Annotated in this window: 19 protein-coding genes; 4 read left to right on the top strand and 15 right to left on the bottom strand. The window is 62.3% G+C overall.

Translation table 11 applies throughout. From position 1 onward, the window contains the following. Positions 1-6: 6 nt before the first annotated feature. The 3 genes from AC0L2V_RS29915 to AC0L2V_RS29905 are packed head-to-tail and all read right to left on the bottom strand — an operon-like array spanning position 7 to position 2,500. Positions 7-1,107, bottom strand: a complete 1,101-nt coding sequence (locus tag AC0L2V_RS29915) for a phosphatase PAP2 family protein (RefSeq protein ID WP_473507949.1) — start codon at positions 1,105-1,107, stop codon at positions 7-9. A 13-nt stretch (positions 1,108-1,120) separates the two neighbouring features. Next, positions 1,121-1,792, bottom strand: coding sequence for a class I SAM-dependent methyltransferase (locus tag AC0L2V_RS29910; protein WP_473507950.1), 672 nt, complete (start codon positions 1,790-1,792; stop codon positions 1,121-1,123). 3 nt (positions 1,793-1,795) lie between these two features. Next, positions 1,796-2,500, bottom strand: coding sequence for an alpha/beta fold hydrolase (locus AC0L2V_RS29905; RefSeq protein WP_473521934.1), 705 nt, complete (start codon positions 2,498-2,500; stop codon positions 1,796-1,798). 212 nt (positions 2,501-2,712) lie between these two features. Between AC0L2V_RS29905 and AC0L2V_RS29900 the strand changes: the two genes are divergently transcribed. Then, positions 2,713-4,260, top strand: a complete 1,548-nt coding sequence (locus AC0L2V_RS29900; RefSeq protein ID WP_473508078.1) for a bifunctional AfsR/SARP family transcriptional regulator/alpha/beta hydrolase — start codon at positions 2,713-2,715, stop codon at positions 4,258-4,260. Between the two features lie 229 nt (positions 4,261-4,489). Here AC0L2V_RS29900 and AC0L2V_RS29895 read toward each other — a convergent pair whose 3' ends face one another. From AC0L2V_RS29895 to AC0L2V_RS29885, 3 genes are all read right to left on the bottom strand, one after another. Next, on the bottom strand, positions 4,490-4,720 hold the full coding sequence (locus tag AC0L2V_RS29895; RefSeq protein WP_473507952.1) for a tautomerase family protein: 231 nt from the start codon (positions 4,718-4,720) through the stop codon (positions 4,490-4,492). Positions 4,721-4,952: 232 nt separating this feature from the next. Beyond that, positions 4,953-5,414 (bottom strand): OsmC family protein, encoded by a 462-nt coding sequence (locus AC0L2V_RS29890; RefSeq protein WP_473521933.1) that lies wholly within the window; start codon positions 5,412-5,414, stop codon positions 4,953-4,955. 378 nt (positions 5,415-5,792) lie between these two features. Continuing rightward, the gene (locus tag AC0L2V_RS29885; protein WP_473507954.1) at positions 5,793-6,863 is read right to left on the bottom strand and encodes an alpha/beta fold hydrolase; all 1,071 of its coding nucleotides are present in this window, start codon (positions 6,861-6,863) and stop codon (positions 5,793-5,795) included. A gap of 351 nt (positions 6,864-7,214) precedes the next feature. Here AC0L2V_RS29885 and AC0L2V_RS29880 point away from each other — a divergent pair, with 351 nt between their 5' ends. Further along, a complete protein-coding gene (locus AC0L2V_RS29880) occupies positions 7,215-7,793 on the top strand; it encodes a histidine phosphatase family protein (protein ID WP_473507955.1) in 579 nt (192 codons plus the stop codon). A gap of 198 nt (positions 7,794-7,991) precedes the next feature. After that, positions 7,992-9,347 (top strand): hypothetical protein, encoded by a 1,356-nt coding sequence (locus AC0L2V_RS29875; protein WP_473521929.1) that lies wholly within the window; start codon positions 7,992-7,994, stop codon positions 9,345-9,347. A gap of 33 nt (positions 9,348-9,380) precedes the next feature. Here the strand turns inward: AC0L2V_RS29875 and AC0L2V_RS29870 are convergent, their stop codons facing one another. The 9 genes from AC0L2V_RS29870 to gcvA form a co-directional block, all read right to left on the bottom strand. Beyond that, positions 9,381-10,967 carry an FGGY-family carbohydrate kinase gene (locus AC0L2V_RS29870; RefSeq protein WP_473521928.1) on the bottom strand — a complete coding sequence of 529 codons (1,587 nt, stop codon included), beginning with the start codon at positions 10,965-10,967 and terminating at the stop codon, positions 9,381-9,383. After that, positions 10,964-11,647 carry an HAD-IA family hydrolase gene (locus AC0L2V_RS29865; protein WP_473521927.1) on the bottom strand — a complete coding sequence of 228 codons (684 nt, stop codon included), beginning with the start codon at positions 11,645-11,647 and terminating at the stop codon, positions 10,964-10,966. Before AC0L2V_RS29865 ends, AC0L2V_RS29870 begins: the two co-directional genes overlap by 4 nt. Before the next feature lie 40 nt (positions 11,648-11,687). Next, positions 11,688-13,166, bottom strand: a complete 1,479-nt coding sequence (locus tag AC0L2V_RS29860; protein ID WP_473507960.1) for a mannitol dehydrogenase family protein — start codon at positions 13,164-13,166, stop codon at positions 11,688-11,690. A 182-nt stretch (positions 13,167-13,348) separates the two neighbouring features. Next, positions 13,349-14,119 (bottom strand): L-iditol 2-dehydrogenase, encoded by a 771-nt coding sequence (locus AC0L2V_RS29855; protein WP_473507961.1) that lies wholly within the window; start codon positions 14,117-14,119, stop codon positions 13,349-13,351. Beyond that, entirely contained in the window at positions 14,116-15,120 is a 1,005-nt protein-coding gene (locus tag AC0L2V_RS29850; RefSeq protein ID WP_091596290.1) for an ABC transporter ATP-binding protein, read from the bottom strand. Before AC0L2V_RS29850 ends, AC0L2V_RS29855 begins: the two co-directional genes overlap by 4 nt. Before the next feature lie 50 nt (positions 15,121-15,170). Beyond that, positions 15,171-15,995 carry a carbohydrate ABC transporter permease gene (locus AC0L2V_RS29845; RefSeq protein ID WP_473521926.1) on the bottom strand — a complete coding sequence of 275 codons (825 nt, stop codon included), beginning with the start codon at positions 15,993-15,995 and terminating at the stop codon, positions 15,171-15,173. Positions 15,996-16,006: 11 nt separating this feature from the next. Next, positions 16,007-16,879 (bottom strand): carbohydrate ABC transporter permease, encoded by an 873-nt coding sequence (locus AC0L2V_RS29840; RefSeq protein ID WP_091596287.1) that lies wholly within the window; start codon positions 16,877-16,879, stop codon positions 16,007-16,009. A 121-nt stretch (positions 16,880-17,000) separates the two neighbouring features. Then, entirely contained in the window at positions 17,001-18,311 is a 1,311-nt protein-coding gene (locus AC0L2V_RS29835) for an ABC transporter substrate-binding protein (RefSeq protein WP_473521925.1), read from the bottom strand. Between the two features lie 189 nt (positions 18,312-18,500). Beyond that, positions 18,501-19,409, bottom strand: a complete 909-nt coding sequence (gene gcvA / locus AC0L2V_RS29830) for a transcriptional regulator GcvA (protein WP_473507962.1) — start codon at positions 19,407-19,409, stop codon at positions 18,501-18,503. Positions 19,410-19,623: 214 nt separating this feature from the next. Here gcvA and AC0L2V_RS29825 point away from each other — a divergent pair, with 214 nt between their 5' ends. Beyond that, complete coding sequence (locus AC0L2V_RS29825) at positions 19,624-19,809, top strand: hypothetical protein (RefSeq protein ID WP_027152175.1); 186 nt, start codon at positions 19,624-19,626, stop codon at positions 19,807-19,809. Positions 19,810-19,827 lie beyond the last annotated feature (18 nt).

Raw genomic sequence — 19,827 nt, 5'->3', positions numbered from 1 at the left:
GTACCATTAGACATACTTCGCGTCGAAGCAGGCAATGGTGGCATCGACATGGGCGACGTTCAGAGCCGCCAGCGCGCGGGCCGACGCCTGCGGGCCGAACGCCGGGCCGTATTCCAGGAGCTTCGTCCGCGCGATCTCGTTCCAAAGCGAGAAGTCACGGCCGCCGCCGAACACCTCCCAATAGAGGGCCTTGTGGTTGCTCGCCGGCGTGCGCTCGTAGCTCTTGAGCTCCGCCAGGGCCGCGGCGACCGCCTCGGAATTGAAGGCAGGCGGCGGGGCGGGGCGGAACTCGTCCGGACGGTCGAGCACCCAGGGACGCCAGGTGCCGGCGAGCGGGGCGATCGGCTTGCTGCCTTGCCATTTGCCTGGTCCCTGCGGAACGCTTCCTGTCCATTTGGCATCTGACCCATCGGCCTCGCCGCGCGCTATCGCAAGCGCGGCCATCTTCTCTCCGAGCGCCCGGCCGGCGGCGATGTCGGTTGGAAATTCGACCCCTGCAAGGAGCCGGCTCTGCATGGCCTCTTCCGCCTTCTCGGCAAATGCGCTCGCGCGATTAGAGAAGAGATCGCCGAGCACGCCTGCGGCCGCTGCCGCCGCTGCCGCATACTCGGACGGGTAGGACGAACTGTCCGGCGTCGGAATCGCCGTGTCGATCGATGGATCGGCCCTGGCCGGGCGCGCCCTGCCGGGCGTTTGCTTCATCGCTGATGCGGCCGCGACCGCGTCGTCGATCGCCGCGTGCATCAAGGCGAGACCACGTCCCGCGGCGAGCGAGGTGACGAAGTCGGCGAGCATCGTGTCGACGGCGATCTCATTCCACCGGTAGGCCGGTCCGCCGACGTTCCACCAGCGGGTGCGTTCGACGTCGGCAGCGCTCCGCCGTGCGACAAACGCCTTCACCTCGTCGAGTTCGGCGCCAGCGTCGGCGGGCGGGTTGGGCACGTCGAGGACGGCGAACGACGTCGTCAGCCAACCCCTATCGCTTGAAGGCGCTACCTCCGCCTCGTCGGCTGCATTGGCCGGATCCGGCATGATCACGAGCACGGCAAGCAGTCCGGCAATCGTGTAGCTAGTGTTCCTACTCAGGTGAATGTCGACAAGTGGCATGACTTCCTCCTGTTCAGGTTGACGTTCTCGGTTGTGATGGCTGGCAGTCAGGCTGCCTTATGGCGACGCCCGCGTAGTGGCTGCCCAACAGCCAGAAGGTGGGCGGAAACCCCTCCTGCCATGCGTCTCGAATGTCGAAGTGGGCGCTCGCCACGAGCTGAAACGGGTTGCGGTTGAGATTGCATCCGCCGGCAAGAACGCCCCAGAAGCGGTTGAGCCGATCCTGCAACCTTCTCCGCCAGCCGGCATTCGCTTGCCCGTGTTCGAGGAAGATCAACCGCCCGCCGGGCTTCAAGATGCGCCGGATCTCCGTCAGCGCAGCCGCCGGCTTCGGAATGGTGCAGAAGGCGTAAGCGACGATCACTGTGTCGGCGAATCCACTCACAAGTGGCATGCTTTCGCCGCAGGCCTGGAGGCATTCGACATCGAACGGCAAAGCGCGGTTCTGTCGTTTCGCCAAAGCGAGCATAGTGCCGTCAGGATCGACGCCGACAAGCCGCCTCACCTTGGCTGCATCGTAGTAAGGCAGGTTCAGGCCGGACCCGAAGCCGACTTCGACCACAACGCCCTCCGCCAGCGGCACCATGCGCTGCCGCATGCGCGAGAAAGCGGTCGCCGAACAGCCGGCGTGGACGACGTACGGCGCGATGCGTCGTCCGTACCAGGAGAGACATGACCGACACATGGCTCACCCTCCTCGCCCTGCATTGCGGGTGCCGATACTGCCGAGGAATTGGTCGACAACCGGCACGATCGTCTCGACATCGAGAAAGGCCGTCACATGGTTCCTGCCCTCAAGCGGTAGGAATTCACCTCCGGCCAGTTCTGCGAACTTTCGGGTGGCATCGCATCGGGGATCGAGCGTGCCGCTGATTGCCAGCACTGGGATATCGAGCTTCGCAAGAGCCGCTGAGAAATCCGCTCTATCCCTGGCGAGGCTTGCCTGAACAGCAGGGAGATCATTATCTCGGATGCGTCGGCAGCTGTCCGGCGAAAGGTCGGGGGCCAACTGCTTCACGAAGGCAAGCCACGCTTCGAAGTTATCCTTGAGTGCGGCTCGCAAGGGAGTAAGGTCTTCCGCGAAGGGATGCGCGCCATTGACGATCAGTGCATCGACGCGGTCCGGATGATACGCGGCGGTGGCAAGTGCGATGACACCGCCCATCGAATGACCCATTAGTGCAGCGCGGCGAATGCCGGCGTGGTCGAGGACCGCGATGATATCGGCCGCCCGCCTGCGGCCCGAATAGGCAGCCGGATCGTGCGGCTTGCCGCTGCGGCCATGGCCGCGGCAATCGACAAGGATCAGCCGCCGTTCGCGCTGCAGGAATTGCTCGACATAACCGGCCTCATGCCAGGACTCACGGCTTTCAGTTACGCCGTGAAGCAGCATGAGCGGCTCGCCGCAGCCAATGTGTTCATAAGCAATCGAGACGCCATCCGCGGCAACAGCCTCGGATGGGTGGTGGGGGATGATAGAATTGACCAGTGACATTTATCGCTCCAAAGTTGGGCGCAGTTGGCCCGAAAGTCGCAGGGGCAACGATAGACGGCAGGCGTCCCCTCAACGTCCCCTGCCTGGTGCGATTTGTCGCGAGCGGATCCATGGAGAAATTGGAGTTTCGACTTTTGGGCTTTCCGGAGTTCCGCTTGGACGGACAGCCGATGCCACTTGCCCTGCGCAAGGCAGCCGCGCTGCTCATCTTTCTTGCCGAGGCCGGTCGGCCCGTCGCGCGTGAAACTGCGGCCACGCTGCTGTGGCCCGAAGCCGACGAAGAGACTGCTCGGGCGCGCCTTCGGCGTATCCTTTACAAGATCCGGATCGCTTTTCGCAGCGAACTCGTCGCCGTGAGCGGAACTTCCCTCAGCCTGCACCCGGAGCTTTCCGTCGAGATTGACTCCAGAATTTTTGAGCACGCCTGCGACCACGGCTCTCTTGAAACGGCGGCCAACATATACACGGGCGATTTTCTTGCGGGTTTCTCCCTGCCGGATTGTCAGGAATTCGAGGAATGGGCGTTCTTCAGGCGCGAGGCCCTGCGCAGCCGCCTGACACAGGCGTTGGAGCGCCTGGTCGAAACGCAGATCGCCGCTGGAGAACCTCTCACCGCAGTTGTGCATGCGACGCGTCTGGTGGGACTGGATCCGCTGAGCGAAAATGCGCACCGCCATCTGATCCGTGCCCACTTGGCGGTCGGGAACAGGGCGGCAGCCGAGCGCCAATTCGAAGCATGCGCCCGGCACTTGCAAGAAGAGCTTGGCGTGACACCTGACCCTGCAACCGTTGCCTTGTTACAAGAGCCAAGCAAGACCACTGCTCCGGAAGCGCCGCGAACGCGTTATGTCGAGGTGGATGGGATCCACCTCGCGTTCCAGACCGTCGGCAGTGGTCCGCCGGACATCGTGCTCGTTCCCGGGTTCGTTTCGCATGTGGAGCGGATCTGGGAAGACAGCCGCTGCCGCGCGTGGATTGCGGCGGTTTCGCGTATCGGTCGCCTTATCCTCTTCGACCGGCGCGGCGTGGGCCTTTCCGACCGCGTCGGAGCGCGTCCAACCGTCGACGCGACGGCGCAGGACATATTGGCGGTCATGAACGCGGCCGGAAGCCGCCTTGCGCTCCTCATCGGTTCGTCGGAAGGCGGTCCCGGCTGCATCCGCTTTGCAGTCGATCATCCCGATCGCCTCATCGGGCTCGTTCTGTGGGGCTCCCTGGCCAAAGGCAGCCGGACGCCCGAATACGCTTTCGCCTTGACCTCCGAGCAATACGACCTCTGGAAGCGCCGCCTGGTCGCCAACTGGGGCGGACCGGCCGAGATCGAAACCTTTGCCCCGAGCCTGGTCGGCGACCGCCAAGCGGAAGCCTGGTGGGCCGGGTTGCTGCGGGCGGCGTCCAGTCCAGGTGCCGTTGCAGGTGTGATCGATGCGCTGCGCGACACCGACGTCCGCCATTTGCTCGCAAGGGTCTCGGTCCCGACACTGGTGCTGCATCGCTCGGGCGACCGCGCGGTCCACTCGGAGGCGGGTCGCTTCCTTGCTGCGAAGATACCCGGAGGGCGGTTCGTGGAGGTCGCCGGCGACGACCACTGGTTCTGGGTCGGCGACCAGAACCAGCTGCTGCGCGGCATCAGCGAGTTTGCGGAACGCCACCGGTGAACCAGCGCAGCGAGCGCCCGCAGTTATGGCGTCGAATCTGATCACCGCCACTGTCTCATTCTGTTGCCCGGGACGAGGTCGCCCGCGGCGCGGGTCAAGCACTTGAGCTTGCGCTGGCCGGCGCAGCCCGGTGTCCGGGCATCGCGCTCAATTGGTCCGGGATCGACGTAAGTGATGTCGAAGGGATCCGTTTCGTTGATCTGGACAATCGGACCAGGTCCAGCACGGGTTATGCCGCAGCACCGCGTCCGGCAGCGATGGCCTTGACCTTTTCGGACGTCAGCATCTCTCCGCCGATCGCCCAGTCGCCGCTTGCGACTTCGTTGATCTTGACCCAGGTGACGCCGCGCATGTTTTCGCCTTCGACGGCGACCATCGCTTCGGTCACCTTCTCGATCAGCTTGTGCTTCTGGGCGGGCGTGAAAACGTCTCGGATGACGTGAATGTCGACGAGTGGCATAGTCTGTTCCTCCATTTCAGGGTTGGCGTTTTCGATCGTCGTGGACTTGTTCGCACGACTCATTCTGCGGTCGGTGAAGCCTCCGTGGCGGTGTCATGAGTCACCCCCTGTTGCTGTGCTCGTCTGCCGTCGCATCCGCCAATGAGGCCACGGGAATGGCCTGCGCTCTGCTGGGGCGAACGAAACTTGCGGGCTCGCGCGGTTGTTTTATTGGTTCGGACAAGCAGTGTGGTCATGACGCTTCTCCTCTCGGGCGCTGGTCCGGCGCCAAAGACGCCCAATGATCTGCTTGTGAATGATGAGGCCAGTCCATGGGCGCGGACGCGGGAGGCGACGTGGAATCGTGTTGACCGGGTCGATCGGGCGGCGAACCTGCCACCTCGTCGAAGGGCGCGCCGATGCGCGTTCGCACCGGAACGCCGTGGCGCAGGGTCCGCAGCACGACACAACTGTGTTCGGCCGCCGCGAAGAGCACCTGCAGCTTCGTGGGATCGGCATCAGAAGCCGGCTGCAATCGCACGCGGCAGCCTATGCGCTGGAAGCCTGCCGGAACGGAGCGATCGACGAGCAGCGCGCCTCGCACGTCGGCGTCGGCGCTTACGGCGACCTCCAGCGACTCAAGGCGAATCTCGAGCCGGTCGGCAACCATTCGAAGGGTGGAATCGAGACAGGCGGCGAGCGCGGCGCACAGCATGTCGCCCGGATTCGGCAGATCGTGATAACCGCCGACCGCCCGATGAATACCGAACCGCCATGGCGAACCATCTCCTTCCCCGAGAGCAACGCTGCCGTGGAAAGGATCTGCGCGATCATCAATCGTTCTCGCGCGGTCGGTGATGAGGGCTTCTTCCGCAGCGCTGCGATAGCGCTCGCGAAGCGGATCCTGGCGTTGCTTGACGATGCCTGCTGAGGTTTGGCTCATGGGTCCGTGTCCCAAGTTCTGCAATCCTGGTGCAAAAATGGGGCAACGACGGGCCCCGGTCATGGGGCGAGAGCCCTACCGATCTTGCTTATTTTGCCAGAAGGGGCGGGTTTTCTGGGGCGCCGGCCCCAGTGGGCGAGCCAAAACGGCTCAGTCGTGGCCAAATCCCGCCTTGCGCGCGGCCACGATAGCCTGGGAACGATGCTCGACACCAAGCTTGGAGAAGATGCTGGATATGTGATTGCGCACGGTCTTTTCCGAGATGTTCAGCCCTCGTGCAATCTCGATATTGGTCAGGCCGCGCGCGATGCGGTCCAGGAGTTCCTTTTCGCGCTCTGTCAGGTCGAACAATTCGCTGCCCCGCGCCATACTGATCGGCTCGTCGGCATCAAGGAAATTGTCGAGTTCCTTCCGAAACTTCCTCCAGGCCTTCTCGCGCGGCAGCAGGATGTGGTTCTTGCTTTCGAGCGGCACGAAGCGGGCATTCGGTATCATCGCAGCAAGGCTACGGCCGGCCTCGAACGGTACCATGCCGTCGCCACGAACGTGAAAGACCAGCGTCGGCATAGTGATCTTGGGTGCCTCTTCCCGGATGTCGAATGCATGGAAGGCATTCCACAGCCGGCATGCGGTTTCAGGCGACGCGCTTAGCCGCTGCAGTTCACCGATCCATTTGAGCTGCTCCTTGCCTCCGTCCGGCATCAGAAGATTCGCAAAAACTTCACGGAACGCTCCAGATTCACGGCCCCATCCGACTTCGATCATCTGCGAGAGCGTCCGCGCCTGCTTGGCGAGTTTCTCGCCCACACCGTCGACATAGGCGCCGTGTAGATAGCCGCTGTAGAGGACGAGCCGCGTGACACGCTCGGGGTGGCGCGCAGCAAAGGCAATCGCCACCAGACTACCTTGACAGAGCCCGATGATGGGAAAGCGATGCAAACCGAGCGCATCGACGACCGCTTCCAGGTCGGCTACCCAGGCATCGAGCGAGAAGTCGGTCGCATCCCGGTCCGAAAGGCCTGACCCGCGCGGGTCATAACGGACAAGCATCCGTCGATCGCTGAGAGTCTCTTGCCAATGCCGCCAGACGGGGCTTTCCCAATCAATATCGAGGTGCGTGAACCAGTTGTTGACCCGCACCAGTGGCGGGCCGTGGCCTGCCGTCGCCAAGGCGATTCGAACCCCGTCCCGCGACGTGCAGAACTGTATCCGTTGCGTCATCGGAGCTTTCCTGCTTGTCCTTGTCCGCAACCACTGCAAGAGAGCCGCAATGTTATCAGGCACACCGCGCCAGCAACAGCTATCAGAACGCAGCCGCCTATCAATGGTAGCTCATCAGCGCTCATCAGCATATCAGACGACGTTCATCCTTAACCAATCGAACAGACGCCTTGCTCGACTACGTCATTCTCTCGCTGCTCGACTTCGCTTCGAGTACAAATAGAGTGAGCCAGGAATCGCGATGATCTCGCGCCCGACCGCGGACAATCTCAATTCCGCTACAGCTATGATCGCGTCGTTGGCCGATTTGAAGAGCGGTCATCACATCGGATTCAATCGAAAGGCATGCGGATGAGCGCGTTTCCCGAAATCCATCTGGTTCGACATGGCGAGACGGAATGGAGCGCGTCGGGAAAGCACACCGGCCTGACCGACATACCGTTGACGCCGGCCGGCGAGGCGGCCGCCGGACGGGTCGCTGAGCGGTTGCAGGGGCTTTCGTTCCAGGCCGTCTGGTCGAGCCCGTCGCAGCGCGCCTTCAAGACCTGCGCGCTGGCCGGCTTCGGTTCGGCCGGCGTGAAGAAGGCCGATCTGGCCGAATGGGATTACGGCGCTTACGAGGGGCTGACCACGAAGCAGATCCGCATCGAACGCCCCGGCTGGCGTCTGTTTCGCGACGGCTGCCCTGACGGCGAGGCGGCAGACGACGTCGGCGCAAGGGCGGATCGGATCGTCGACGAACTGCGTGACGTCAACGATCACGTGCTGGTGTTTTCAAGCTCGCATTTCCTGAGGGTGCTGGCCGCGCGCTGGCTCGGCCTGCCGCCGCAAGATGGCGCTCTGTTCGTGCTGGATACCGCCAGCATAAGCGTGCTCGGCTACGACCACGACCTCAGCGAACCAATCATCCGGCGGTGGAACCAAAGATAGCAGACGCATTGCAGGCGGAGCTATCGCGGTGACCTATCGTCCATACTGGAGAGTTGCCAGGCAGCGCGCGTTGAAGTCTTTCTCACGTAGCGCGGGTGATCTGTCAGGGTACCTGCACTCATCTCAGTCAAGTTCATTTCGCAACTGTAGATTATCATCTTTAAACGACGGCGACGTTAACTGAGCGGAAGCAGTACAATGCCAATCCTCGACCTGTCGTGCGTGGATCAAGCCCAGAGGAGCGGCCGTTTTTTGGTCACCTGCAGCGAGATCAAGGCGGAGTTATTTTCTTTTGGACCGCGCCCCAGGGCGATGCCGCCGAAGGATCCCATTCTGACACTTGAGACCGGCAAGATCGTAACGCTTTTCGGCAGCTGGCCGCGGTTTTTCGCAAGTACGATTCATGCCCAACACGCTCTAATCGGCAATCGTGCGTGGGATGAGAATTACCGTGTCGCAGCAGCCGAGTTTTGCCTTCCGGCCGCTAAAGGGTCTCTCGCCTATAATCAGCATCGAGCACTCGAATTTGAAGAGAATGTCCAAACCGAAAGGGTCTATCAGGACCGTCTCCAGATTGTCGAAGTTGCAGCGGACGGAATTGTTGTCCGCCTGAATAAAAATCAGTCGGTATTCGCTGGACGCATCGAAGAAATTAGCCGCGATCCCACTTGGATATCTGTCACGTTCAGCGAACCGGTTCCGCTGGCTGACATTTTTCAGGTTCTATTCCACGTTCAGATTTTCTTCGAGCTGTCGGAAGGTCGCCCATGCCGGCGGGTTGGCCAGGCAGTTTCGACGCGACAACATACAGAGGCCACGGAATTTGACCATGATGCCTATTTTTCTTTGTATGTCCCGGAAGCCCCTTCGGTGGAAAACCCAGAGTTCTACAGTGAGCCTGCATTTCGGGTATTCAGGGATGTTGACCGGGCGGAGACGGCCCGAGCACTCACGCTTTGGCTAAACCGACGAAAGCAATGGGAAGTGACCTATTGGCTCGCTTCTCAATTCATCAATGGTGGCAACATTTACGACCGTTCCCGTATGCTTAAAGCGATGGCATGGTTTGAATCGATCCCAACGTATCAAGTCGATTCGGGGATCACAGACGCTCAATTGAAAGATGTGCGAAAAGCCGCCCGGCAGGAAAGTTGCATCAAAGCGTTGGGCATATCGGACAAGAGGCTCTCTGAAGTTGTGAACTCGCTCAAACAAATTCCTTTGGTTGAGAGGTTCGAAAAGGCGATAGCCGATATTTTGAACCAATTTGGGGATGACATTTTACCTGAGACAATCATAGGGGATTGCAAGTTGGCGAAGCGCTTCCGTGACGAAGCCGCTCATGGTGCCAGAGACAGATCAACAGACCCACGCGAATACTTTATTGCAATGGCCGCTGTCGAGACAGTGGCGTACTTGGCCACGATGCGGGAGTTAGGGATAAGCAAGGACATTATTAGGAAGCTAACCAACCGCTTCGGAGGAGGCCATCCATACACGCGTTACTATGAATGGGCGGACAGCCGAACGCGCGGTCACGACGATGAAATTTAATGCCGCTCGCTTTGCAGGCGCACGCTGCTCAATTTACCTGATTTCGTCCAGCGCCTGCCGCTGCCGGTGCATCTCCAAAAACACGCGGTAGTCGCGGTCGAACCGGCCGGCGGCCGCCGAATTGGGCTCTCGCGTCTTGCCGCCTTGCTGCATGGCGACGCAGGCGGCGTTCAAATCGGGAAAAAGTCCGGCGGCGGTGGCGGCGATCATGCCTGTGCCGAGCAGCACCGCCTCATCGGCCAGCGGCTCGACCACCGTGCAGCCGGTAGCGTCGGCATAAAGCTCCATCAGCAGCGGGTTTTTGGTGTGACCGCCGGTAACATGCAGCGTGTCGATCAGATAGCCGTTCTCATTCAGCGCTTCCAGCACATGGCGCACGCCCAGCGCAATGCTGACGGCGGTGCGCCAATACAGCTTGCACAGGCTGTCGAAGGAGGAATCCAGCGTCAGACCGCTGATGACGCCGACGGCATGCGGGTCGGCGAGCGGCGAGCGGTTGCCATGGAAATCCGGCAGCACATGCAGCCTTCCGGCCAGATTTTCGCCCTCTATGGCGCGCAACTCGACAACGCGTCGGGCAATCCTGGCGTGCATGGCGGCGTCCGGCTCGCCGCCGGCGCCGTGCCAGCGGATGATGTGATCGAGCAGCGCGCCAGTGGCCGATTGGCCGCCTTCCGACAGCCAAAGCCGGGGAAGCGCCGCGCCGCAATACGGGCCCCAGACCCCGGCAAAGGGTTGCGGGTCGGGCGACATCGCCATGACGCAGCTCGAAGTGCCGGCGATCAGCGCCAGATGCCGACCGATGTTGGTTTCATCGCCGGCGAAGCCGCCGAGCACGCCGAGCGCGCCGGCATAGGCGTCGATGACGCCGGCGCCGACCCGGCATTGTTCGGTCAGGCCAAGCTCGGCTGCGGCTTGCTTACTCAGCCGGCCGATATCGGCGCCCACCGGGCTGGCCTTGTCAGGCAGATTGCCATGCTCGAAAAGATCGCCGAGCCCGACGGCTTTGAAGAAGTCGCGCCGCCAGCCGGTCTCTTCATGCGCCAGATAGGTCCATTTGGCGGTCAGCGTGCATTGCGAGCGGGCAAGCGAACCGGTTGCCTTCCAACTGAGAAAGTCGGCGAGGTCGAATAGATAGCCGGCGTCGTTCCATGTTGCGGGCAGGTTGCGCTTCAGCCACATCAGCTTCGGCGTCTCCATTTCCGGCGACATGACGCCGCCGATATAGTCGAGCACGGCGTGGCCGCTTTCGGTGCATTCATCGGCCTCGGCAATGGCGCGGTGATCGAGCCAGACGATGGTGTCCCAGCGCCTTTCGCCTGTCACCGAGACACTGAGCTGGCCACCATCCTTGCCCCGCACCACCAGCGAGCAGGTGGCGTCGAAGGAGATGCCGACGATGTCCTGCGCTGCCACGCCGGCTTTTTCATTGGCCGCGCGCACCGCAATGCAGACCGCCGACCAGATATCCTGCGAATCGTGCTCGGCGTGATCGGCCTTCGGCCGGTTCATGACGATCGGATGCTCGGCGCGGCCGAGCAAGGTGCCTCCGGTGTCGAGAATGCCCGCACGGGCGCTCCCGGTGCCGACATCGACCGCGCAAACGAAACTGTTCGTCAAGATGTTCTTACTCTCGCTCCCAGGCCTGCAATCAGATCGGGCAGTTGCAGCATGTCAGCGAATATAAAGTCCGGTTCACTCGACGCAAGCCGCGCTTTCAGTGCCGGGTTGCCGGCATGCGAGCCGCCGGTGAAGGCGAGGACGCGCATTCCCGCCGCCCGTGCCGCCGCGACGCCGACGGGGCTGTCCTCGACGACGACGCAATTTTGCGGGATCGCTCCCATTTTGGCGGCTGCGTGGAGAAAAAGGTCCGGCGCCGGCTTGCCCCGCGCCACCATGGCGGCGCTGAACAGATGCGGCTCGAGCAGCTCGAGCAGCCCGGTAACGTCGAGCGCATAGCGGATGCGATCCAGCGTGCCGGAGGAAGCAACGCAGCATGGCACGGTAAGCTTCGGAAGAACCTGGCCGATGCCGGGGATCGGCTTGAGCTCTTCGCGAAATTTGCGCATCAGCCCGACGCGCATCTCGCTCAGATGCAGGTCGGTGATATCAAGTCCGAAGTCGCGACCGAGGATTTCGCGAACGCTTTTCATGCTTTTGCCGAGGAAATGCTCATAGGCGGCATCCTCGCTGACACTGCCGCCGGCAAGCGTGATCATGCCAAGCAGCGCCGAAACAGACAGCCCCTCGCTGTCGACCAGCACGCCGTCGCAGTCGAAAATGACCAGGTCAGGCGTCATTGCAGGGCCCTCATCGGCGGGGACATGCATTGAGCCGATCTTAGAGGTTGCCGGCGAGGTAGCGCGTCAGCGTCGTACGTGCGCCATCGGCCCAGAGCGCCTCGAGCGCCTTGGCAAAGGCCTCGACGAACGGCGTCGAGCGGCCGACCTCGCCATAGATGTCCTCCATGGCCAGCCAGGCGGCAGGCGCAGCCTTTGCCGCCCTGGCGGTCGTCTGCAGCCGGTCCCAGCTTGGATCATTGGGCTCGATGACCGCGCCTGAATCCGTGGTGCCGAAGCAATAGCGGCACCAGAGCGCCGATTCCAGCGCCAGGCCGGCCACGCCCTTGCCGGCCTTCAGCCGGTCGGCGATGGTCGGGATGATGAATTTCGGCTGCCGGTTGGAGCCGTCGAGGCAAAGCCTGCGAATGGTGTCGCCGATCTTCGGATTGGAGAAGCGGTGCTCGATGAGCTGGTAATAGTCCTCCAGCACGGTACCCGGCACCGGCGGCACCGTCGGGATGATCTCGTCGTGCTCCAGTTTTTCGAGAAAACCGCGCACCAGCGGCTCCTGCATCGCCTCGTCGACGAAATGGATGTCCATCAGCCCGGCCGGATAGGCGATGGTCGCATGGCCGCCATTGAGGATGCGGATCTTCATCAGCTCGTAGGGTGCGACATCGCTGACGAACTGCACGCCGACCTTTTCCAGCGGCGGGCGGCCGTCGGTGAAATGGTCCTCCAGGACCCATTGCCTGAACGGCTCGCAAAATACCGGCCAATTGTCGTCGAGCCCGAACTCGCTCGACAGAATGCCGCGCTCGCGGTCGGTGGTGGCCGGCGTGATGCGGTCGACCATGCCGTTGGGAAAGGCGACGTTCTCGCTCACCCAGGTCGCCAGTTTCTCGTCGATCAGCCGCGCGAGCCCGATGACGCCGTCGGCGGTGACATGGCCGTTGTGGGGGATGTTGTCGCAGGACATGACCGTGAACGGCACGATGCCGTCGTCGCGGCGGCGCAACAGCCCGGCAAGAATGATGCCGAAGACAGTCTTCGGCATTGCTCCCGGCTGCGCGTCGGCGACGATATCGGGATGGGTCGGATTGAACACGCCCGATGCCGGATCGATGAAGTAGCCGCCCTCGGTGATCGTCAGCGAAACGATCCTTATCGCCGGGTCGGCAAGCCTTTCCAAGATCGCGGCTGCATCGCCCGGCATCAGGAAGTCGATCATGGCGCCGGTGATGCGGGCGCTCATGTGGCCAGAATCCTGCTCGACCACGGTGGTCAGCCAGTCCTGTTCCTGCAACTTGCCGCGGCCGACCTTTTCGCCCTCAAAAACGCCGGCGCCGACAATTGCCCAGTCGTGGCCGACGCCCGCATTGAACAGGTCGTCGAGATAGACGGCCTGGTGCGAGCGATGGAAGTTGCCGACGCCGAAATGCACGATGCCGGCTTTGAGCGCGGCGCGATCATATTTCGGGCCGACGACTTTTTCCGGCAGGCGGGACAGTGCCGCCGATGAGAGTTTTACGGTCATTTTAACAAACGCCTTCTCATTGCGGCGCCTGCGCCTGCCTGACCTTCTCCCCTTTTGGGAGAAGGTGGATCGGCGCGCAGCGCCGAGACGGTTGAGGGGTGCTGGACGAAGTGCTGCATCAGAACACCCCCCGTCCGCCCTCGTTTCACTCGGCACCTTCTCCCCAAGGGGAGAAGGAAAGTTCAACTCATCCACTGGCCGCCATCGACATTGTAGGTCTGGGCGACGATGTATTCGGCGTCATCGCTGGCCAGGAACACCGCCATGCCGGTGAGGTCTTGCGCCGTGCCCATGCGGCCGTAAGGCACGGCTTCGCCGACCAGCCGCTTCTTCTCGCCCTTCGGCCGGTTTTCGTATTTGGCGAACAGGGCATCGACATGGTCCCAGTGCTCGCCGTCGACGACGCCGGGCGCGATGGCGTTGACGTTGATGCGGTGCTTGATCAGGTCGAGGCCGGCCGACTGGGTGAGTGAGATGACGGCTGCCTTGCTAGCGCAGTAGACGGCAACCAGCGCCTCGCCGCGGCGCCCGGCCTGGCTCGCCATGTTGATGATCTTGCCGCCTCGGCCAGCCGCGATCATCGAGCGGGCGGCTGCCTGCAGCATGAACAGCGTGCCGGCGACATTGACCGAAAACAGCCGGTCATAGCTAGCCTTCGATATCTCGACGATCGGCGCCAAGTCGAACAGAGCGGCGTTGTTGACCAGGATGTCCAGTCCGCCGGCCCTTGTCTCGACTGCTTTCACCGCCGCCTCGATCGAAGCGAGGTCGGTGACGTCCAGTTTCACGGCGTAAGCATTGCCGCCGATCTCCGAAGCGGTCTTTTCCGCAGCTTCGAGATTGATGTCGCCGATGGCGACGGTGGCGCCCTCGCGGACATAGGCTTCGGCGAACGCCCGGCCGATGCCGCGCGCCGATCCGGTGATCAGCGCCGATTTACCCTCGAGCCTCATTGCAACATCGCCTTTCCGTCGGCGCCGAAGCGGTGCAGCTTGGTCTGGTCCGGCGTCAGATAGATCGTGTCGCCGTGATGGGCGGCCAGTTCGCCGTCGGCGCGCACCGTCAGCGGCCCGACACCGTCGGCCTGAACGTGCAGAAACGTGTCGGAGCCGAGATGCTCGGCAACACCGACCGTGGCTTTCCATTCGCCTGAAGTCGTCGAGATGTTCATATGCTCGGGACGGATGCCGACGGTCTTGGCGCCATGTTTGGCCGCCGGCGCGCCTTCGATCAGGTTCATCCTGGGCGAACCGATGAAGCCGGCGACGAACAGGTTCTTCGGCGTCTTGTAGAGCTCCATCGGCGAGCCGACCTGTTCGATGTTGCCGGCGTTGAGCACGACGATCTTGTCGGCCATGGTCATCGCCTCGACCTGGTCGTGGGTGACGTAGATCATCGTCGTCTTGAGCTGATGATGCAGCTCGCTGATCTCCAGCCGCATGGTGCCGCGCAGTGCTGCGTCGAGATTGGACAGAGGTTCGTCGAACAGGAAAGCCGATGGCTGGCGCACGATGGCGCGGCCGATGGCGACGCGCTGGCGCTGACCGCCGGAGAGCTGGCCGGGGCGGCGATCGAGATAGTTGGTGAGGTTCAGGATGCGTGCCGCGTCCTTGACCTTCCGATCGATGGTCGCCTGGTCCTCGCCCGCCATCTTCAGCGGGAAGGCGATATTCTTGGCCACCGTCATGTGCGGGTAGAGCGCATAGGACTGGAACACCATGGCCAGCTTGCGCTTGGCCGGCGCCTCGCCGGTGACGTCGCGGCCGTCGATGTTGATGGTGCCGGCGGTGGTGTCCTCCAGCCCGGCGATCAGTCGCAGCAGCGTGGACTTGCCGCAGCCCGACGGGCCGACGAAGACGACGAACTCGCCGTTTTCGATGACCAAGTCGATGCCCGGAATAATGATCGTCGACCCGAACGACTTGGAGACGTGCTTGAGCGTGATGTTTCCCATGGTTTCCTCCCCGAGGGGTTATTGTCCGTCGTTCATCGCTTGCGGCGGTGTTACTTCACGGCGCCAAACGTCAGGCCGCGCACCAGCTGCTTCTGGCTGAACCAGCCCATGATCAGGATCGGCGCGATCGCCAGCGTCGAGGCCGCCGAAAGCTTGGCCCAGAACAGCCCTTGCGGGCTTGAGAAGGAACTGATGAAGGCAGTAAGCGGCACGGCCTCGGTGGTGGTCAGCCGGATCGTCCAGAACGCCTCGTTCCACGCCAGGATGATGTTGAGCAGCATCGTCGAGGCGATGCCCGGCACCGCCATCGGCGTCAGCACATAGACGATCTCGTTCCAGAGCGATGCGCCGTCCATGCGCGCCGCTTCCAGGATCTCGCCGGGGATCTCGCGAAAATAGGTGTAGAGCATCCACACCACGATCGGCAGGTTGATCAGCATCAGCATGATCATCAGGCCGATGCGGCTGTCGAGCAGTCCGGTATCGCGGAAGATCAGGTAGATCGGGAACAGCACGGCGACCGCCGGCATCATCTTGGTGGAAAGCATCCACATCAGGATGTCCTTGGTCCACTTGCCCGGCGAGAACGCCATCGACCAGGCCGCCGGTATGGCGACGAGCAAGGCCAGGATGGTCGAGCCGACCGACAGGAACACCGAGTTGAGGAAGAACTTGAAGTAGCCGCTCTGCGCCTCGACCGCGGTGTAGCTTTCCGTGGTTCCCGACGGAAACAGGTTGAAGCCCTGGATGGCCTCCTGCTCCGACTTGAACGAGGTGATGATCGTATAAAGGATCGGGAAGAAGATCAGCAGGGCGACGATCCAGGCGGCCGCGGTCGCGATCGTCTTGTGCTGGGTGCTGACTGCACGTGCCATCGTTTCCTCCCTTATTTGTCCAGGTTCTTGCCGACCGCGCGCATGGCGAAGAAGGCGACGATGTTGGCTAAAATGACGGCAATGATACCGCCGGCGGATGCCTGGCCGATTTTGAACTCCAGCAACGCCTTCTGGTAGACGAGGAAGGGCAGGTTGGTGGAGGCGTAACCCGGGCCGCCATTGGTGGTGACGAGGATCTCGGCATAGACCGACAGAAGGAAGATCGTCTGGATCAGGATGACGACGGTGATGGCGCGCGACATATGCGGCAGCGTCAGATAGATGAAGCGGCTGACGAAACCGGCGCCGTCCATCTCGGCGGCTTCCTTCTGCTCGCCGTCGAGCGACTGCAGGGAGGTCAACAGGATCAGCGTCGCAAACGGCAGCCATTGCCAGGCGACGATGATGATGATCGCCAGCATCGGGTATTGGCCAAACCAGTCGATCGGCTGACCGCCGAAGAAGCGCGCAATGTCGGCAAAGACGCCGTATTGCGGATGCATGATCATGTTCTTCCAGACCAGCGCGGCGACCGGCGGCATTACGAAGAACGGCGAGATGACGAGGATGCGGACGATGCCCTGTCCCCACATCGGCTGATCGATCAGCAGCGCCAGCAGGATGCCGCCGATCACCGTGATCAAAAGCACGCTGGCCACGAGGATAAGCGTGTTGAGGATCGACTGCAGGAATGCCGGATTGGAATAGAAAAGCGCGTAATTCGAGAAGCCGACGAAGCCGTCGCGGATCGGGTTGAGCGGATTGTACTGCTGGAAGGAGAACCACAGGGTGAATGCCAGCGGCACGATCATCCAGACGAATAGCAGCACCACGGATGGCGCCATCATGAAGCGGGCAAGCGAACGGGTCTGCTGAGTAGCCATGACGGTCACCCTTCAAAGGTCAGCCAAATTTTTCAGTGTTGTGAAGGTGGCCGCCCGAACTGGGATTCGGGCGGCCCCTGCCGGTTAAGATAGGCAACCGGCTTTCGGCACCGGGAGGAGCCTACTGGATATAACCGCCCTCGGTCATCGTTGCGGTGGCGGCGTCCTGGGCCTGCTTCAGAGCATCGTCGACGCTGGTCTGGCCGGCGAGTGCCGCCGAAAACAGCTGGCCGACGGTGGTGCCAAGGCCCTGGAACTCGGGGATGGCGACGAACTGGACACCGACATAGGGCACCGGCTTGACGGTCGGATGCGTCGGATCGGCGGCGTTGATCGAGTCCAGTGTCATCTTGGCGAACGGCGCCGCCTTCTGGTACTCGGGGTTGGCGTAGAGCGAGGTGCGCGTTCCCGGCGGAACATTGGCCCAGCCTTCCTTCGATGCGACGAGCTCGAGATAGGCCTTGCTGGTTGCCCAGGACACGAATTTTTGGGCGGCGTCAGCCTTTTGCGTGCCGGCGGGAATGGCCAGCGACCACGCCCACAGCCAGTTGCCGCGCTTGCCCAGGCCATTGTCGGGCGCCAGCGCATAACCGACCTTGTCGGCGACCGTGGAGTTCTTTGGGTCGGAGACGAAGGAGGCAGCGACGGTGGCGTCGATCCACATGCCGCACTTGCCCTGCTGGAACAGCGCCAGGTTTTCGTTGAAGCCGTTCGAAGACGCGCCCTCCGGGCCATTGGCCTTCATCAGGTCGACATAGAACTGCAGCGTGTTCTTCCACTCGGGCTGGTCGAACTGAGGCTTCCAGTTCTCATCGAACCAGCGTGCGCCGAAGGAGTTCGACATGGCGGTCAGGAAGGCCATGTTCTCGCCCCAGCCGGCCTTGCCGCGCAGGCAGACGCCGTTCACGCCATTGGCGCGATCGGTCATCTTCTCGGCGGCCTGCTTGACGAAGTCCCAGGTCGGCGCGTCGGGCATGGTCAGCCCGGCCTTCTCCATCAGGTCCTTGCGGTACATGACGAACGAGCTTTCGCCATAGAACGGTGCTGCATAAAGCGTGCCATCGACCGACAGGCCACCGGCAATGGCCGGGATGATGTCCTTGACGTCATAGTCGTCGCCGAGCTTGTCGAGCGGCAGCAGCCAGCTCTGCTTGGCCCAGATCGGAACTTCGTAAGTGCCGATGGTCATCACGTCGTACTGGCCGCCCTTGGTGGCGATGTCGGTGGTGACGCGCTCGCGCAGCACGTTCTCCTCGAGCGTGACCCACTGGAGCTGGATATCGGGGTTCTTGGCGGTGAAATCGTCGGTCAGCGTCTGCATGCGGACCATATCGCCATTGTTGACGGTGGCGATGGTGATGGATTCGGCATGCGCGGGGAACGCGAGGGTGCTGGCCGACAACAGACCCAGGGTGAGCGTGCGAAGTTTCATCAAAATTCCTCCCATGGACCAAGCTGAGCATTTGCTTTGGCTGTGAGCAATTACTCACCTCGCGTGATTTATGTCAAGCCGGATTCGTTGCTGCAGCGCAGCATCCGGCCGCGTGCGTATCTTGCTCCGGAGGATTTTTGCGCGCGAACAGGCCGGATGTCGGTGCCCGCTTGATCGATGGATTATCGACTATCCGCCGGCAATCTCGGCCAGGATCCATTCGCGAAAAGCGCGGATCTTCGGCACGTTGCGCCGCGCCTGGGGATAGACCAGCCAATAGGCGTGGCCGTCGTCGCCGACCAGATCGAAGGGCTGGATCAGGCGGCCATCGGCAAGCTCGGCCTTGAAAAGAGCGGCCGTTACGATCGCCACGCCCTGCCCGGCGATCGCGGCGTTGGCCTCATAGGCCTGCGCCCCCATGCTGGAGCCGGGGCGCTTGGCCAGTTCCTCGACCGGCAGGCCGGCGGCGATAAACCAGTCCCGCCACCAGATATCGCCGGGGTCGAGGATCGGCAGGCGCAACAGATCGGCCGGCTCCTTCACCCCGCCGATGCTTGCCGCGAGTTTCGGGCTCAGCATCGGCGTGAAGTCCGCATTGAAAAGCTTGTGCACCTCCACGCCCGGCCAGTTTCCGCCGCCCGAACGGATGGCGATGTCGATGTCCTCGCGGGCGAAGTCGACGAGGCGGTTCGATGTATCGAGGCGCACCGCCAGCGACGGATGCGCGACCTGGAACGAACCGAGATGCTGCGCCAGCCAGTTCGAGGCAAAGGTCAGCAGCGTCGAGACACAAAGTACGCCGTCGGCGCCGCTGCGCGCCGCGGCATAGGCTCCACCCAACAGGGCGAACGCCTCGCTGACCGCAGGCGCCAGGCGTTGCCCCGCCTCGGTCAGCACGATCTGCCTTGGCCGGCGCAGGAACAACGGTGCCCCGACGCGCTCTTCCAGAAGCTTGATCTGATAGCTCGCAGCCGCCTGCGTCATGCCAAGCTCGCCGGCGGCCTTGGTGAAGGAAAGATGCCGCGCCACCGCCTCGAACACCCGGATCGCCTGAAGCGGAGGGAGCTGGGAGACCTGCCGTGACTTGAGTTCAGGCATAAATCCTCCTTATGGGCCGTGATTAACGTTTGATTGGCAGCAAGGCCCGATCCGGCCGATATTTGAGGTCGACGATCACTCTCGTCTACAGCGCCGCGCGTCCTTTTGGGCGCGCAAAGGACGCTGTAGCCCTTTTGATTTTGCGCATGATCCTTTCCGAAATTCGATATCGATTTTCGGGGTCATGCGCCAGACATAACAAAGGCTGATGATCATGACCATTGTACAGGAAAAGCTATTTCTGACGCCAGGCCAAGGCTGGTTTTTGCGGCTGGCGCGTGGATTGGCACGGCACGGAGCCAGGAAACGGGCTTATCTCGACATCAGGGAATTACCGCCGCATCTGCAGCGCGACATGGGTTTTCTCGACGGCAACGATCCTTACGGCCGTCGCAAATAGCCCTGCTGGATTTATCGC

This window comes from Mesorhizobium sp. WSM4814 (assembly GCF_055811595.1).
Note: the sequence above shows the minus strand (reverse complement) of the source record. Positions and strands in the feature narration are given on the sequence as shown.